This window comes from Terribacillus saccharophilus (assembly GCF_002272745.1).
GTDB lineage: Bacteria > Bacillota > Bacilli > Bacillales > Amphibacillaceae > Terribacillus > Terribacillus saccharophilus_B.
The window spans coordinates 809,382-825,818 of sequence record NZ_NPBD01000007.1 but is presented as its reverse complement, the minus strand read 5'-3'; the positions used below and the strand labels follow the sequence as shown (position 1 = coordinate 825,818).

At 44.5% G+C, this 16,437-nt stretch carries 12 protein-coding genes; 3 read left to right on the top strand and 9 right to left on the bottom strand.

The window, feature by feature from the left end:
- Positions 1 to 36 precede the first annotated feature (36 nt).
- The 7 genes from CHH58_RS11150 to CHH58_RS11120 all read right to left on the bottom strand — a co-directional run bounded on the left by CHH58_RS11150 (position 37) and on the right by CHH58_RS11120 (position 9,354).
- Positions 37 to 393, bottom strand: a complete 357-nt coding sequence (locus CHH58_RS11150) for a phage holin family protein (RefSeq protein WP_095229220.1) — start codon at positions 391 to 393, stop codon at positions 37 to 39.
- 14 nt (positions 394 to 407) lie between these two features.
- Entirely contained in the window at positions 408 to 1,520 is a 1,113-nt protein-coding gene (locus CHH58_RS11145) for a DUF4097 family beta strand repeat-containing protein (protein WP_095229218.1), read from the bottom strand.
- Positions 1,521 to 1,547: 27 nt separating this feature from the next.
- Positions 1,548 to 2,222, bottom strand: coding sequence for a bacillithiol biosynthesis deacetylase BshB2 (gene bshB2, locus CHH58_RS11140; RefSeq protein ID WP_095229216.1), 675 nt, complete (start codon positions 2,220 to 2,222; stop codon positions 1,548 to 1,550).
- 15 nt (positions 2,223 to 2,237) lie between these two features.
- A complete protein-coding gene (locus tag CHH58_RS11135; RefSeq protein ID WP_038564594.1) occupies positions 2,238 to 2,585 on the bottom strand; it encodes a YojF family protein in 348 nt (115 codons plus the stop codon).
- A gap of 134 nt (positions 2,586 to 2,719) precedes the next feature.
- Complete coding sequence (gene uvrA, locus CHH58_RS11130; protein ID WP_095229214.1) at positions 2,720 to 5,599, bottom strand: excinuclease ABC subunit UvrA; 2,880 nt, start codon at positions 5,597 to 5,599, stop codon at positions 2,720 to 2,722.
- Between the two features lie 5 nt (positions 5,600 to 5,604).
- The gene (gene uvrB / locus CHH58_RS11125) at positions 5,605 to 7,593 is read right to left on the bottom strand and encodes an excinuclease ABC subunit UvrB (protein WP_095218506.1); all 1,989 of its coding nucleotides are present in this window, start codon (positions 7,591 to 7,593) and stop codon (positions 5,605 to 5,607) included.
- A 171-nt stretch (positions 7,594 to 7,764) separates the two neighbouring features.
- Positions 7,765 to 9,354 (bottom strand): peptide chain release factor 3, encoded by a 1,590-nt coding sequence (locus CHH58_RS11120; protein ID WP_095262520.1) that lies wholly within the window; start codon positions 9,352 to 9,354, stop codon positions 7,765 to 7,767.
- A 253-nt stretch (positions 9,355 to 9,607) separates the two neighbouring features.
- On the opposite strand from CHH58_RS11120, the gene CHH58_RS11115 reads away from it, so the two are divergent.
- Positions 9,608 to 10,102 (top strand): PTS sugar transporter subunit IIA, encoded by a 495-nt coding sequence (locus tag CHH58_RS11115; RefSeq protein ID WP_095232418.1) that lies wholly within the window; start codon positions 9,608 to 9,610, stop codon positions 10,100 to 10,102.
- Between the two features lie 126 nt (positions 10,103 to 10,228).
- Positions 10,229 to 13,432: a DEAD/DEAH box helicase gene (locus CHH58_RS11110; protein WP_095229210.1), complete on the top strand. Its 3,204-nt coding sequence runs from the start codon at positions 10,229 to 10,231 to the stop codon at positions 13,430 to 13,432.
- 34 nt (positions 13,433 to 13,466) lie between these two features.
- Here the strand turns inward: CHH58_RS11110 and CHH58_RS11105 are convergent, their stop codons facing one another.
- Positions 13,467 to 14,114, bottom strand: a complete 648-nt coding sequence (locus CHH58_RS11105; protein ID WP_170937600.1) for a sporulation protein — start codon at positions 14,112 to 14,114, stop codon at positions 13,467 to 13,469.
- 178 nt (positions 14,115 to 14,292) lie between these two features.
- Here CHH58_RS11105 and CHH58_RS11100 point away from each other — a divergent pair, with 178 nt between their 5' ends.
- Complete coding sequence (locus CHH58_RS11100; RefSeq protein WP_095262519.1) at positions 14,293 to 15,108, top strand: lipid II flippase Amj family protein; 816 nt, start codon at positions 14,293 to 14,295, stop codon at positions 15,106 to 15,108.
- A gap of 93 nt (positions 15,109 to 15,201) precedes the next feature.
- Here the strand turns inward: CHH58_RS11100 and CHH58_RS11095 are convergent, their stop codons facing one another.
- On the bottom strand, positions 15,202 to 16,398 hold the full coding sequence (locus tag CHH58_RS11095) for a PDZ domain-containing protein (protein ID WP_095262518.1): 1,197 nt from the start codon (positions 16,396 to 16,398) through the stop codon (positions 15,202 to 15,204).
- Between the last annotated feature and the right edge of the window lie 39 nt (positions 16,399 to 16,437).

The following is a 16,437-nucleotide window of genomic DNA, read 5'->3' as shown; positions in this document are numbered from 1 at the left end:
CAAAAAAGCCCTGCGGCAACATGCCGCAGAGCATCTTCAGCTCGTAATCCGATCACGGATGAGCCAATTTAGGATGAGGTTCAGCAATGCAAGAATGATTGCCGCGATAATCGCTGTACCAAATCCCTCGATTATGAAATTCTTACCAATCAGACCTTGTGTGATCATCAAGGTAATTGCATTGATGACAAACAGAAACAATCCGAATGTCAAAGCAGTCAGTGGCAGTGTCAAGAAAATCAGCACTGGACGGACTAGGAGATTAAGAACCGACAAAATAAAGCTCGCCAGAATGGCAGTACCAAAGCCTTCTAGATAAAAGGAATCAAATATATAGCTAACAATAATTAAGGATACGCTGTTCAGCAATAGTGTCAAAATCCATCTAAGCATAAATTATCTCCATGTTACGGAAGCACCCAAACAGAACCTGTCTTCGTGTTCGCTTCCAAGTGGAACTTCTCTGTTGCAGCTGGATACGTCTCGAATTTGAGAGCTTTTTTAACGACTTCCTTTGATTCGTCAATGACAATATATTCATCCAAATCACAATGCAGTGAGCCGATATTCGTCGTGATACGCCCATTCAGCGGGATTGCCGCTAAGGACTTCAAACGGATACTTCCATTAGTAGCTTTGAAGAAGGCACTGTCCGGATCTTCGTTATGCCACTCGCAATGGATGCTGCCATTGAAAGTTTGTGCATCAAGCTTACGGAAGTTTCCTTCCAGCCGGAGCGAGCCGTTAACCGACTCACAAAGAAGATCCTTCGCAGTCACATGTTTCAGCTTGATACTGCCATTGGAGGTTTCAGCACTAACGATAGAACCGCCGCCTCCTTGCAGATCAATGCTTCCATTTGTCGTTTTGCAATATATATTCGTGCTGCTTACGGAATCCGTACGAATCGTGCCGTTGAAAGTTTTTAAGATACATTCCTCATATACAGCTTCCGGAACATACAATGTGATTTCAGGTTTAATTCGTTTATCCTGTAATGAAAACTGCAGTTTACCGTCTGCAATGGTGAAATAAGCCTTATCAGTGAATCGTTTCCTAGCTGCTTGCTCATCTTCTTCCTGATAGACCTTTGCTTTCGTCTCGAGCCTTGCCAAAGGCTCATTCCAGCTCTTGACCGTAATGGAGCCGTTATAAATTTTCAGCTCTAATTTCGCGAATGTCTCATCAGCCTGAAAAATGTGATCCACTGTATAATGATCGCCGAAGTTTAAATCCAGATCAGCATTCTTAATCTTACTGAAAGCCTGCTGAACATATTGCAGCACTTTCGGACCGACATTCTTTTTCTTGGCTGTCTTGCCACCGGTACGCTGCTTTTTAGATTCTTCACCTGCTGTTACTAGCTCCTGGACTACCAGTTCCTTCTCTTCGTTGATATCCTGCTCCTGCACAGCACCAAAGGCCCGCTCATCGAGAGCAGCAAGCTGCAGCTCTGCTTCTTCGGCGGTGAGCTTTCCTTCTTCCAGCTGTTTCAGAATCTTCTTTCTCTCTGTTCTCATACATAGCCTCCTTTACACATATACGGATTATATGTTTTCGAAGTTCCAAGTATAGAATGTTTCCTCTTTGAAATGTTCCAATGCAATAGCTTCCATGTTCTCTTCTGTAAGTTCTTCTCCAGTGACATTACCAAGCACGCCTTGCGCTTGAGATTTATGACAAAGAATCGTCTTCACTTTCGTTTTTACAAAAGGACGGATATCCTGTACGACATCAGGTTTTCCTAAGATCTCCTGGTATCCGCGCATAAACGCCTGCGCCCAAACTGTCGGGCGAGTACTTTCGTCCATCCGTGACACAGCATCGATCGCAGCTGCACCAAGTGCATTGTGATCAGGATGAACTGCATATTCCGGATAGTGTGTGATTACGAGTGTTGGTTTAATTGTCTCAAGCAACTCTTTCAAATGATCACTCACTTTAGATAGATCTTCGAATTCCAACACTTTATCTCGGTAACCAAGCATTTTTAATTCTATATCCATCACTTTACAAGCATCCTGCAATTCCTTCTTACGAATTTCAGGTAATGACTCACGAGTCGCAAAAGTAGGATTACCCATATTGCGTCCCATTTCTCCCAATGTACCGCACAAGTATGTTACCGGCACACCTTCCTGTCTGAACTTAGCAATTGTACCAGCAGCTCCGAAAGCTTCGTCGTCCGGATGCGGGAAGATGACTACTACGTGTTTTTCCATGATTATTTCTCCTCCTTAGAACGCTGTCTCGCTTATTTCCAATGAAACCATCAATCGGCCTTCACGATCATGACCAGCCATGAGCAGACGATTCTTCTCATCCAATTCCCATGCATTCAGTCCTTCTGCGTAAACCCAGCCGTTTTCTGTTTTCAATCCAACGCGATAGGCTGCTCCAGCACCTTTTATCTTGCCATGTTCATAAGTCACCTGTGCATTCCGGATAAAAGCACCAACATTGTACGCTTTTTCATTTACATGATTAGCATATGCACCATTTGTCGTTTCCAGATGTATAAACACTTTTTTTCCAGCAAATGCATCTATTTGTTCTTGCACTTCATTCAAATCAATCGGCTTCACCGTAAGTCGCTCCTTCCAAAGCTATATCTAAACAAATATTCTACTACAAATTCCACTGCAATGCTCATTTTGACGTTTTTAAGGGCTCAACATATGTAAAAAGATACAGCGGGCAAAAGCCTCGCTGTATCTTTTTAGCTTTCTGCAACATGCGTTGCATATTCTATTTGGCTAGTCGTACGTTCGCGATCACGCTCAAGAATTGGCTTCAAGTACTTACCAGTGTACGAAGCAGGCACTTCTGCTACTTCTTCTGGTGTACCGGTTGCTACAATCTCTCCGCCTCGATCCCCGCCTTCGGGACCTAGATCAATAAGGTAATCAGCTGTTTTAATGACATCGAGGTTATGTTCAATAACCAGAACCGTATCCCCATTTTCCACAATGCGCTCAAGTACTTTCAGCAATCGTGAAATATCATCTACATGCAATCCTGTTGTCGGTTCATCCAGAATATAGAATGTCTTCCCATTACTACGTTTATGCAGTTCACTGGCAAGCTTCACGCGTTGCGCTTCACCGCCGGATAATGTCGTAGCAGGCTGTCCAAGTTTTACATAGCCAAGACCCACATCGGAAATCGTCTGCAGTTTACGCTTGATTTTAGGGATGTTGGCAAAGAACTCCAAGCCCTCTTCAATCGTCATATCTAGCACGTCTGCAATACTTTTACCTTTATATTTAATCTCAAGTGTTTCCCGATTATACCGTTTACCATGACAAACTTCACATGGGACATAAACATCTGGCAGGAAATGCATCTCGATCTTGATGATTCCGTCTCCGCGGCAAGCTTCACAGCGCCCGCCCTTGACGTTAAAGCTGAAACGGCCTTTTTTATAGCCGCGAACCTTTGCAGCATTTGTGCTCGCATACACATCACGAACATCATCGAAAGCACCAGTATACGTAGCCGGGTTAGAACGTGGAGTCCGTCCGATTGGAGACTGGTCAATATCGATAACTTTGTCGAGATGCTCCAAACCTTTGATTTCTTTATGTTTACCAGGCTTCGCCTTGCTTCGGTTCAGCTTCTGAGCTAGGGTTTTGTGCAGAATCTCATTTACGAATGTACTTTTCCCAGATCCGGACACACCTGTAACCGCGGTGAAAAGACCGAGCGGAATCTGCGCGGATGCTTTTTTTAAGTTATTTTCTTCTGCTCCGATGATTTCAATGGAACGCTGCATATCCGGACTGCGGCGTTCAAATGGCAGCGGGATGAATTTCTTACCAGACAAATACTGCCCAGTAAGGGATTTTTTATCTTTCATCACTTTTGCAGGAGTTCCCTGACTCGTGATTTGTCCCCCATGCTCACCGGCGCCAGGTCCGACATCGATAAGCCAATCTGCTTCCATCATCGTATCTTCATCATGCTCAACCACGAGGAGTGTATTGCCGAGATCGCGCATCCGCTTCATCGTTTCAATCAGCCTGTCATTATCACGCTGATGCAGCCCAATGGACGGTTCATCCAGCACATACAATACACCTGTCAAAGCTGATCCAATCTGTGTAGCAAGACGAATCCGCTGCGCTTCTCCGCCTGACAATGTGCCAGCTGCACGGGAAAGAGTCAAATAATCCAAGCCGACATTATTCAGGAACGTAATCCTGTCTATTATCTCCTTGGTGATCATAAAAGCAATTTGCCTTTCCTTCTCGCTCAGTTCAAGGTCTTCCATGAAGTGTTTCACTTCAATTACTGATTTTGCCGTTACATTGCTTATGTGATGACCGTTGATAAGAACTGCGAGCGATTCCTCACGCAGGCGATGACCTTTACATTTCGGACACGGTCGGTTGTTCATATACTTTTCCATCTGTTCCCGGATAAAATCGGATGTTGTTTCCCGGTACCGCCGAGCAATATTAGTCAAAACACCTTCGAACTCGATATTGCTTTCTCTGACGCGCCCAAAGTCATTTTCATAGCGAAAATGAATCTTATCCTTTTTCTTTCCGTTCATCAGGATATCTAGCTGTCCCTCCGGCAGTTCGTTTACCGGTACATCCATATCGATACCAAAGTGGCTGCAGGCAGCTTCTAAAAGCTTCGGATAATATTGGGAGCTAGTCGGTTCCCACGCTGCAATTGCGCCATCGCGCAGTGTCAAATCCTTATTCGGGATCACTAGATCGGGATCGACCTCTAATTTTGTACCAAGTCCGTCGCAAGACGTGCACGCACCAAATGGATTGTTGAAAGAAAACATGCGAGGCTCCAGTTCCCCAATAGAGAATCCGCAAATCGGACAAGCATGATGCTCACTGAAAAGCAGCTCCTCGACATCCATCACGTCCACGATGACTCGGCCGTCTCCCAACGTAAGTGCCGTTTCCAATGAATCTGTCAAACGACCAGTAACACCTTCTTTGATGACAATACGATCGACAACAACCTCAATAGAGTGTTTCTTTGTTTTCTCCAGTTTGATGTCATCATGAATCTCCATCATCTCGCCATCAACGCGAAGACGGATATAGCCTTCCGCTTTAAGCTTTTCGAGCACTTTCACATGCTCTCCTTTCTTACCGGAGATTACAGGTGCAAGTACCTGCAATCGGGAACGCTCTGGGAATTCCAGAATACGATCGGCCATTTGTTCTACTGTTTGAGAGCTGATTTCAATACCATGACGCGGGCAAGTCGGCCGTCCGACTCTTGCGTACAGAAGACGCAGGTAATCATAGATTTCTGTAACTGTTCCAACAGTGGAACGCGGGTTCTTGCTTGTCGTTTTCTGATCAATACTGATAGCTGGCGACAAGCCTTCGATCGAATCCACATCGGGCTTATCCATCTGACCAAGGAACTGACGGGCATATGCAGATAGGGATTCCACATAACGCCGCTGCCCTTCTGCGTAAATGGTATCAAAAGCGAGCGAGGATTTCCCTGACCCAGACAGTCCAGTCAATACGACTAGACTATCCTTTGGTATATCAATATCGATATTTTTTAAGTTATTGGCGCGGGCGCCTCTGACTGAAATATTTTTCTTCGCCACTTTCTTCACCCTTCCACTTTTAGTTCCAATACAAGATCACGAAGCTCGGCAGCGCGCTCGAAATTGAGATCGCGTGCAGCCTGTTTCATTTCTTTTTCCATCTCGGCTATGACTTTTTCCTTTTCTTTCTTCGTAAGCTTCGTCAAGTCCGGTGTATCTTTCTTATTCGTTCCGGACTCTTCGGAACTAATCGTTGCTTTAATGACATCCCGCACTTCCTTCTGGATGGTCCGCGGTGTAATGCCATGCTCTTTATTGTAAGCGATTTGGATTTCACGGCGTCGAGCCGTCTCATCCATCGCTTTTTGCATGCTATCGGTGATTTTATCTGCATACATAATGACATGCCCGTTTTCATTACGAGCTGCCCGACCCATTGTCTGAATCAATGAACGCTCGGATCGCAGGAATCCTTCCTTATCTGCATCAAGTATGGCTACAAGGGAAACTTCCGGGATATCCAAGCCCTCTCGCAGTAAGTTGATTCCTATGAGTACATCATACTTACCAACACGCAAATCGCGAATAACTTCAATTCGTTCAAGCGTCTTAATTTCTGAATGCAAATACGCCACTTTAATACCGATATCCTTCAGATAATCAGTTAAATCCTCGGACATCTTTTTCGTCAGCGTCGTGATTAGCACACGCTCATTCTTTTCGGTCCGTTTATAAATTTCACTGATAATATCGTCAATCTGTCCTTCAATCGGACGAATGTCGATTTCCGGATCTAGCAATCCTGTAGGTCGGATGATCTGTTCGATCATTTCCGGTGTGTGCTCGATTTCATAAGGACCAGGTGTCGCAGATACATAGACAAGCTGTTCAGTCTTCTTCTCGAATTCCTGGAATGTGAGCGGCCGGTTATCCATAGCTGACGGCAGACGGAAGCCATGGTCTACGAGCACCTTTTTTCGTGCTTGGTCACCATTATACATTCCCCTTATCTGCGGCAGCGTAACATGGGACTCATCCGCGACGACGATGAAATCATCAGGGAAGAAGTCCAGCAGCGTATAAGGTGTGGCTCCCCGTTCGCGGAAAGTAAGCTGAGCTGAGTAGTTTTCAATACCTGAACAAAAACCCATCTCCCGCATCATTTCCAAGTCGTAATTAGTGCGCTGCTCCAATCGCTGTGCTTCCAGCAGTTTGCCTTGCTCCTTGAAGACTTTGAGTTGATCCTCTAGCTCTTTCTCAATATTGACGATTGCCTTCTTTAGATTTTCTTCGCGAGTTACGAAGTGGGAAGCAGGGAAAATAGCGACATGCTCCCGGTCCCCGATGATTTCGCCTGTCAGGGCGTCCACTTCACGAATCCGATCTATTTCATCCCCAAAGAACTCAAAGCGGATGCAATGTTCTTCCTTCGATGCTGGAATGACTTCAACTGAGTCACCGCGAACACGGAAGGTTCCGCGCTGGAAGTCAATATCATTCCGAGCGTATTGGATATCAACTAGGTTACGAAGAAGAGCATCTCGATCCTTCTCCATACCGACGCGAACAGACAGCACCTGGCTCTTATATTCCTCCGGGGAACCCAAGCCATAGATACAGGACACACTTGCCACAATCAATACATCATTGCGTTCAAATAGAGCAGATGTAGCGGAGTGGCGCAGCTTATCAATCTCATCATTGATGCTTGCGTCCTTCTCGATGAATGTGTCTGTCTGTGGTACGTATGCTTCCGGCTGATAATAATCGTAATAGCTGACGAAATATTCCACTGCATTGTTCGGGAAAAATTCCTTAAACTCACTGTAAAGCTGACCAGCCAAGGTTTTATTGTGTGCAATGACAAGTGTCGGTTTGTTTATTTCCTTCACCATGTTCGAAATGGTGAACGTCTTACCGGTACCAGTCGCGCCGAGAAGTGTCTGATGACGCTTGTTTTGGTGGATGCCGTCGACAAGGGCGTCAATCGCTCTCGGCTGGTCACCCTGCGGCTCGTATTTGGATACTAACTCAAACGTTTCCTTTTCTTTCAATGCCAAATTCCTCCGTTCTGTATGCTAATGTCATCATAGCATAAAATATATAAAAACACGAACAAACATTCGTTTAAAATTCCACATACCTGCTAGTATAGATGTTTACCTAATATACGAAACATAAACAAATAGATAGCAAAAAGCCGCCAAAATTTGACGGCTTTATTATTAGTTAGAAGCTTGGTCGTATTGGTTGACCTCAAATAGATCAATCAAATCGACTTTCGGATTTTTATCCGTAAACCAGCGGAGGGCGAAATCATTCTTGAACAATGCCAAGTAATCTCCTTCGCGATCCTGTGCGAGCAGACTGCGCTCATCGAATAGGCGTTCATCCACTTGCTCGGCTTTTAGCCAGCGTGGAATGCGTTCTCCCATCGATTCCAATACCACTTCTACATTATACTCGTTTTTCATTCGATATTCGAATACTTCGTACTGAAGCTCTCCGACTGCACCTAAGATATAGCTATTGTCGCGTTTACCGCGGAACAGCTGGATTGCTCCTTCTTGAACAAGCTGCTCAATACCTTTCTGGAACTGCTTGGCTTTCATAACGTTCTTGGCGGTAACTTTCTTGAACACTTCCGGTGGGAATTGCGGCAGCTCATCAAATTCAAAATTCGCTTTCCCTTCGATGAGTGTGTCCCCGATTCGGTAAATGTTTGGATCATAAATACCGATGATGTCCCCGGCATATGCTTCTTCAACCGTATCACGGGATGATGCAACGAATTGCTGTGACTGGGAAAGTTTGATCGGCTTCGCTGAGCGAGATAGCTGGACGCTCATACCACGCTCGAATTTCCCTGAGCAGACGCGCAGGAAAGCAATACGGTCACGGTGAGCTGGATTCATATTTGCCTGAATCTTGAAGACGAATCCAGAGAACTCTTCATTCTCAGGAGATACAATACCTTCTGTCGTACGACGGCTGCCTGGCGCAGGTGCCAGATTGACGAATGTATCAAAGAATGTCTGTACACCGAATGGTGCAAGTGCACTGCCAAAGAAGACAGGTGTCTGCTTACCAGCAAGGACACGATCCAATGAGAATTGATCGCCAGCTTCATCTAATAACTCCAGCTCACCTTTTGTATCTTCAAATGTAGAATCACCTGTTAAATCAGAATACGCCGGATCGTCCAGCTGATCGTAAGGAATGAATGATTCTTCCTCATTTCCGTTAAAGCGGACAAATTGCTTGTTGTATCGATCGAAAATACCTAGGAAACGCTTGCCCATTCCTGCTGGCCAGTTCATTGGATATGTCTCTATATCCAGTACACTTTCAATTTCCTCTAATAGCTCCAGCGGCTCCCGGCCTTCACGGTCAAGCTTGTTAATGAAAGTAAAGATCGGAATACCGCGCATACGACACACTTTGAATAGTTTCAATGTCTGTGCTTCGATTCCTTTTGTTGCATCGATGATCATGACAACACTATCCACAGCTGTCAGTGTGCGGTACGTATCTTCGCTGAAGTCTTCGTGTCCTGGTGTATCCAGGATATTTACTTGATAATCTTTATAAGGAAAGTTCATTACAGAAGATGTAACGGAAATTCCACGCTGCTTTTCGATTTCCATCCAGTCGGATGTGGCGAATTTGCCTGATTTCTTTCCTTTTACCGTACCTGCAGTACGAATTAGATTCCCGAAGACGAGTAATTTCTCAGTCATTGTCGTCTTCCCGGCATCCGGGTGGGAGATGATAGCGAAAGTCTTACGTTTTTGTACTTCTTGTTTTATTTGCATCGGTTCATTACCTACCGTTCTATTATCATTCGTATAGCCTGATTGTCTTTGTGATTGATTTCTTATATCACACTGCGTCAAACCTCATTTCCGCTCTAAAAATCAGTCTTTCTCTACTATACCTAATGTTAGCGCTTTTAGGCAATATCCAACTGACTGGATGTTTTTCGTTGACCCGCAGGGAGAAAACGCTTTAATATGATACTAATAAGATTTTCATTAAAATTCGATCTATTCCGAGGAGAGACATAATATGCTAAAGAAACTATTCGGTAAGAATATTACGGAAGAAAGTTTTGTAAGCCCTGTCAATGGCAGAGTAGTTCCGCTTGAGGAAGTTCCTGATCCAGTGTTTGCCGAGAAGATGATGGGTGATGGTATCGCTATCGAACCATCAGATGAGACAATTGTCAGTCCTATCGATGCAGAAGTCGTTCAAGTGTTTGAAACAAAGCATGCTATCGGCTTGAAAACGCAAATGGGATTGGAACTGCTTCTCCATATCGGTCTGGATACTGTCAATCTGAAGGGTGAAGGCTTCGAGACTTTTGTAAAAGCAGGCGATAAAGTCTCTGCTGGTGATAAGCTCGTCACCTTCGAAAAAGCATTTATCGAAGCAAATGCGAAAAGCAGCATCACTCCAGTAATCATTACCAATTATGAAGCAAGCGAACATACATTGGAAGCACTTTACCCGGATCAAGCTATCGCTGGAGAAACCCAAATATTCCAAGTTAAAAAGAAATAAGTCGAAATGGCAGCCAAGTGCTGCCGTTTTTTATTTTGTCCTATTTTTATCCTATTAGGGAAGGCTATAGCTATATCTGTTATAATGATAGGATAATGATTTTTTTAGACTGGAGACTGGGCTTTCATGCAATCTTATTTTCTCGACAAACAAGATATCATCAAAGTGACAGGTGATCGCTTCTACCGAAGAGGATTGGACTATGTCAATAAAGGGCGCGTACAAGGGCTAAGCTTCACGCCATCCATCAATCAATGGAAGGCTGTTGTTCGCGGCACAGAAAACTATCCTGTACGGATTTTCTTCTTTGAAGATGACGATCTCGATGGTGTCTGCAGCTGCCCCGCCTATCACACTCATTATACGTGCAAGCATATCGCTGCCGTCCTGATCGCAGTCAGCCGGAATCGTTTCGACAGTAACGGGTACACAGTTACGGAAGAAACAGCTGCGCCGACAGCAGCTCGTCAAACCGATTTTACTGATCGTCTTGTGCAAGCTTTCGTATCTCCTTCCGAACGCCTGACATCCAAGCCTCCGGAAACATTAAAGCTGGAATACAAGGTCGAACAGCGCTTTATGCAAACGAACGGCAATACAGTATTTGAGGTCGAACTGAAGGCAGGTACTGCCCGTACCTACATCGTGCGCCTGGCTGAGGACTTTCTTCGAAGTGTGCTCCATCAAACCCGCTATCAGGTGACACCGAATTTTGCATTCGATCCTCGTGTACATATTGTTACACCCGAGGACAAAGCTATCCTGGAGCGGTTGCTGGAAGCTTGTGAAAACAGTATGATCCATGATTTCACAGCTTCATCCCTCCAGTCGGAAAAACGCGCGATCAAGCTGACGCCTTCTTTAGCCAAGAATTTGCTGCCGCAGCTTGCAGATGCAGGAGCCTCGCTTCACTTGCTGCATACTGATCCAATGGACACATTCCAAGTAAGCAGTCAGCCAGCACGGCTGGACTTTTATTTGTCTACCGATGAAGACGAAATGCTGCAGCTAGGAGTACAAGATATCGCAGCTTACGAATATATCAAAAACTATCATTACTTAGTCAAGGATGACACGCTGTATCCTGTACCTCCCGATCAGCGAGAATTGGTAAAAGAACTGTTCACCATTCTTCCCTATCGGCATGATACACCGCAGACCGTATCAGATAAGAACGTCGACCGTTTTGTGTCTCAGGTTGTTGGCAAGCTGGAACAAATCGGACACGTACATGTCGCTGAAACAGTGCGCAGCAAAATTGAGATGGCTCCTCTCGTCGCAAAAGTCTTTCTGGATGAAACGGACGATGTACTTCATGCCAGCGTATCTTTCCATTATGGCAATTACGTCATCCAGCCAGGAGAGCAGAAGACAGACATGCCAGTTATCAAGCGCCAGCCTGCCAAGGAAGATGCAGTCCTTCAGCAATTGCATGCCGCTGGATTCCGCTTTTCAAAAGGCCGCTTCCATTTGCTTAATGTAGAGTATATGTATCTGTTCCTTCATGAGCATCTGCCAGCTTTACAGGAAACTGCTGAAGTGTATATTTCCAATCGAGTACAAACCATGCAGGCTGATGATCAGCATGAAGTATCCTCTTCAGTCAAACTGCAGCAGGAAAAGGGAATGCTGGAGATCAGCTTTGACGTATCCGGTTTATCAGAGGCACATATTAGTGATGTGCTGCAGGCAATGGTAGAGAAGAAAAGATACTACCGTGTCCCTGATGGTGCATTGCTTGATCTGGAGCAGGAATCCATGGAGAACTTCCAAGACTTCCTAGAACAGTTGCAAATCAAAAAGAACCAGCTGAGTAATCAGCATATTTTCGTACCCATTGCCCAAAGCATGCAGGTAGAGGAGTCTCTGCGCGGAGCTGAAATGGAAGCTGCATTCCGCACACTGATTGAGCGGCTTCGCCATCCGGAACAGATCGAGTTTGACTTGCCATCCGGACTTCAGGCAACGCTGCGGGATTATCAGCTGACCGGCTTCAAGTGGATGAAGACACTCGCTTATTACGGACTAGGCGGTATTCTAGCCGATGATATGGGTCTCGGAAAAACATTGCAGACGATTACTTACCTCACGTCCGAACGTGAAGCTAATCCAGCAGCACGCCCAGCGTTGATCGTCGTACCTTCTTCCCTGCTTTACAACTGGCAGAAGGAATTTGAGAAATTTGCCCCAAGTATGCGTACACTTGTTATTTCCGGCTCAGCTGCAGAACGTCAGGATCAGCTTTCCCAGTTGGAAGAGCATGATATTATTATCACTTCCTATCCGTTATTGAGGATTGATAATCATGTGTACAGCGGGCAAGTATTCGATAGTCTGATATTGGATGAAGCGCAGGCAATCAAAAACCATGCAACTCAGACCGCCAAAGCAGTCGGACTGATTCAAGCAGGTAAACGATTTGCACTGAGCGGAACCCCAATTGAAAATAGACTGGAGGAGCTATGGTCGATTTTCCATACTATATCACCTGGTCTATTCCGGAGCCGAAAGTCATTCACCGATATGGAACCGGAAAAAATTGCCCGAATGACACGTCCATTCATCTTAAGACGAGTAAAAACAGAAGTGTTGCACGAACTTCCGGAAAAGATCGAGACAACGAACTATTCAGATCTTACGCAGGAGCAAAAAGAAGTCTATGTGGCTTATTTAGATCGAATCCGCAGGAAGATTGATCAGACGATTGCCGAAAAAGGCTTCGATCGCGGTAAACTGGAAATACTGGCCGGGCTGACACGATTGCGCCAAATCTGCTGTCACCCATCACTATTCATCGAGAATTACAGTGGCCAATCAGGTAAATTGGAACAGTTACTCGAGGTTATCCGAGAGCTGAAACAAAGCAATAAACGATTCTTGATCTTCTCCCAGTTTGCCAGCATGCTTGGAATCATTCAGCAGGCACTGGATGATACGGACGTATTTTATCTAGATGGCAGTACACCTGCCAAAGAAAGAATGCGGATGGCAGAAGCATTCAATGAAGGAGAAAAAGACGGCTTCCTGATCAGCTTGAAGGCTGGAGGAACAGGACTGAATCTGACAGGTGCAGACACAGTTATCCTCTTTGACTTATGGTGGAATCCAGCCGTAGAAGAGCAAGCGGCCGGACGGGCACACCGCATCGGACAGAAAAATGTCGTTCAAGTTATCCGCCTGCTTTCGCGCGGAACAATCGAGGAACGCATCTTTGAATTACAGCAGCGTAAACGAGCGCTTGTCGATCAAATCATCCAGCCTGGTGAAACGATGCTTAACACACTTTCAGAAGAAGAAATACGTAGCCTGCTATCGATGCAGGATGAATAAGAAAGTAGCAAGCCAGGTGGCTTGCTCCTTTTTCTTATAATACAGATTGAATTATCTCATCGAACTTATCACTCACAAGACTTCTATTATTTAAGATTTCTTTATTCTTGAACGTAACACTTCCCCTATGCTCATCTAAATTCAACTTCTCTGCTAAAGAAGAAAACATACCTTTGCTTCGCTTATCTATTTCAAAGTATGTTGTTGTCTCATACTCGCCCTGAAGGATATTAACCTCTAACTCATCAAGCTTCTTTAAATATCTTCCATGTGTAGGAATAAATTCGTACTGCTGGATATACGGTCTAGCTATCTTGATTCCGTATGGCGGCTTCTGGTTTTCCATTTGTCTGAATCTGAATCCGATTACCTTTATCGCATCGATGATGATTTCATGTACTTCCGTCGGCTCAACGGATATATGGTCTATGTCACTTAAATCAACTGCGTTCTTCACATCTACATCAGTATCGATCCAAACCGGCGGCACATTTTTGAATGTCTTAGGATCCTGCATCGTAATTGGTGTATCCAATGGAATTTGAAAAGCGAACGGAATCTCTTTTCTCTCCCCTTTTGATTGGTTAAAATCTATACGCACGGAGGTGGAAATAGTTTCAATAAACTTGTAATCTAGTAAATGCGTTCCAGGGTGCTCTTTTCTGAAACAACAAGCTATCAATGCGCTAATTCTTCCCCTGAAGCAAGTTGTTTGCCCTTTTTAATAGACTATTTCAGTGATGCAAATGGAATATTTTACTTTTTATGGTATTATCAGAAGGAGTGCCTTTTCTGGCATTGATTGGATAGCTTAACAGAAAAGTGTTTTAGCTAAATTCACATACAAAGAAGGTAACACAATGGAACTTATAACCGAAAAATTACTTTTTATCGCTTTGTTTATTTTCATCATTCATTCAATAGAAACACTAGCCTATGCTGTAAGATTATCCGGTGCAAGAGTCAAAATGATCGCAGCAGCTTTATCCCTCTTTAACATAATGGTCATGGTTTCAAGATTGGCGAATATGATGCAGCAGCCATTCACAGGGAGTCTGATCGATAATCCACCAAAAGAAAACACGTTGGAGTTTGTGGAAGCGCAATTTCGTATCCTCATTGGGGCATCAACCGTCGGAACAGCTTTCGGCATCATTTTACTTCCGACTTTCATCGCTCTATTTTCAAGAGCAATCATTCATTTATCTGAGGAAAAAGGTTCTGTCCCTTCCTTGATGAAAAGGATTTTATCATTACAGTACATAAAACGCAGCGTAACGCATTTTAGTCTTCCGAAGTTCTCTTATTTACGGAATACGAAAGTCAAGGACATTCCAATAAGGCTCTTTTTAGTAAATATAATAATAACCGCAATCTACACTATCGGTGTATTTGCTGCTTTATATGCATCCTTATTAGCTCCAGAAAGAGGGACCACAGCAATCATGGCATCAGGATTGATAAATGGAATGGCGACGTTATTATTAGTTGTTTTTGTTGATCCTAAATTGTCTGTCATAGCAGACGATGTCGTGAATCAGAGAGGAAGTTATAATAAACTAAAAAGCATGTCACTAATGATGGTAACCTCCAGGCTATTAGGAACATTACTTGCTCAAGTATTTTTTATCTGGGGAGCAGAATATATAGCTTGGTTCACGAAATTCATTGCGTAAGCGTTATTCCATATCGGGGTCCTGCTAGCAAAAATAAAGAGCCCACCTAACTGTAATCAGTTAAGTGGGCTCTTTTAATTGACGAAAGTGGAATTAGCTGCTGATAGGCACAGCTTTCTTCTTATGCTGTTCCTGTACAAAAATGATACCAAGCTCATGAGGCTCGCCTTCATACATGGCGCGCTGTTTAATCCGTATTTCACCTTGTTCATCCCGAATTTCCATTTTGCAATATTGGCTGTTAGATTGTACTGCTTCATAAAATGCTCGTTCCGTCGTTATACGGACGCCATTTACTTTTTCAATTTGTTCACCCGGCAGCAGGCCAAGCCTGTCAGCCGGACTTTCAGGAATGACAGCAAGAACAAACATCCCACTGCTGCTCTCCGTGTAATACATCGCACGTTTGCGATCTTTGTTCCGGAAGGAGAGCGTGATGGCCTCCCTGCCGATAAGTGCGATAATGAAAGCTGCAATCGCGAAGTAATAGAAGTACATACTTGCCAAGCTTACTCCGAGAGTAAGTAACGCTAGAATCAAGACCATTTTACCTTGTTTACGGGCCTCAATGAATGCCGGACGGCCTTTAGCAAAACCGTCTATACCAGTCAAAAGCGGAACTAGCAGCAGTCCGTAGCTTGTTCCGTTCAGATGGAAGAAAGGCCACCAAGGAGCGAAGGCTTCAATTGCGCCAGCTGGCACTAACAAGAAGAAAGGAATGAACAGCAGCTTACGGAAACGGTGCTGACCGATCCAACGACCGCGTGGACCCTTCACCAGCTCTGGCAACGTATCCTCTTGTTTGGTTGTGAGCAGCAGCACAGCTTCTGCGAGCATAACGATGCTCATGATAATCGCAAAGCTGATCCAATTAAGACCTGCCAGGTCATCTGCCCATCCGTTCGGCAAATAATCAGCAGCGTATGGCGCTGCACCCAAAGCTAGCAGAAAACTGAATCCAAATATATAAGCTGATGACAGCCATGTGAAACGGAGCAGCAACGTCAGTAAAATCGTAACAGCGCTGACTAATAATACAACAGCGGGCGCAATGACGATTCCCGCGCCTACACTCACAGCGGTAAGCAAAAGTCCGAAAACAAGCGACAGAACCCATGTGCCTGTCCACTCTTTGCCGAAACCAAATACCTTCGTACCAAAGTTGTTCCGCTCTTTTCTGATTCTGCGGTTGGAAACGAACAGAGTCAGCAGCACTGCCCAATAAAGCAGCGGATTTAAAAAGAAGTTTCCGATCCCATAAAGCAGTTCGGTCAACCAATCATTCACCATTATGTGTCTCTCCCTATAAACCAACTCTTATGTATATTG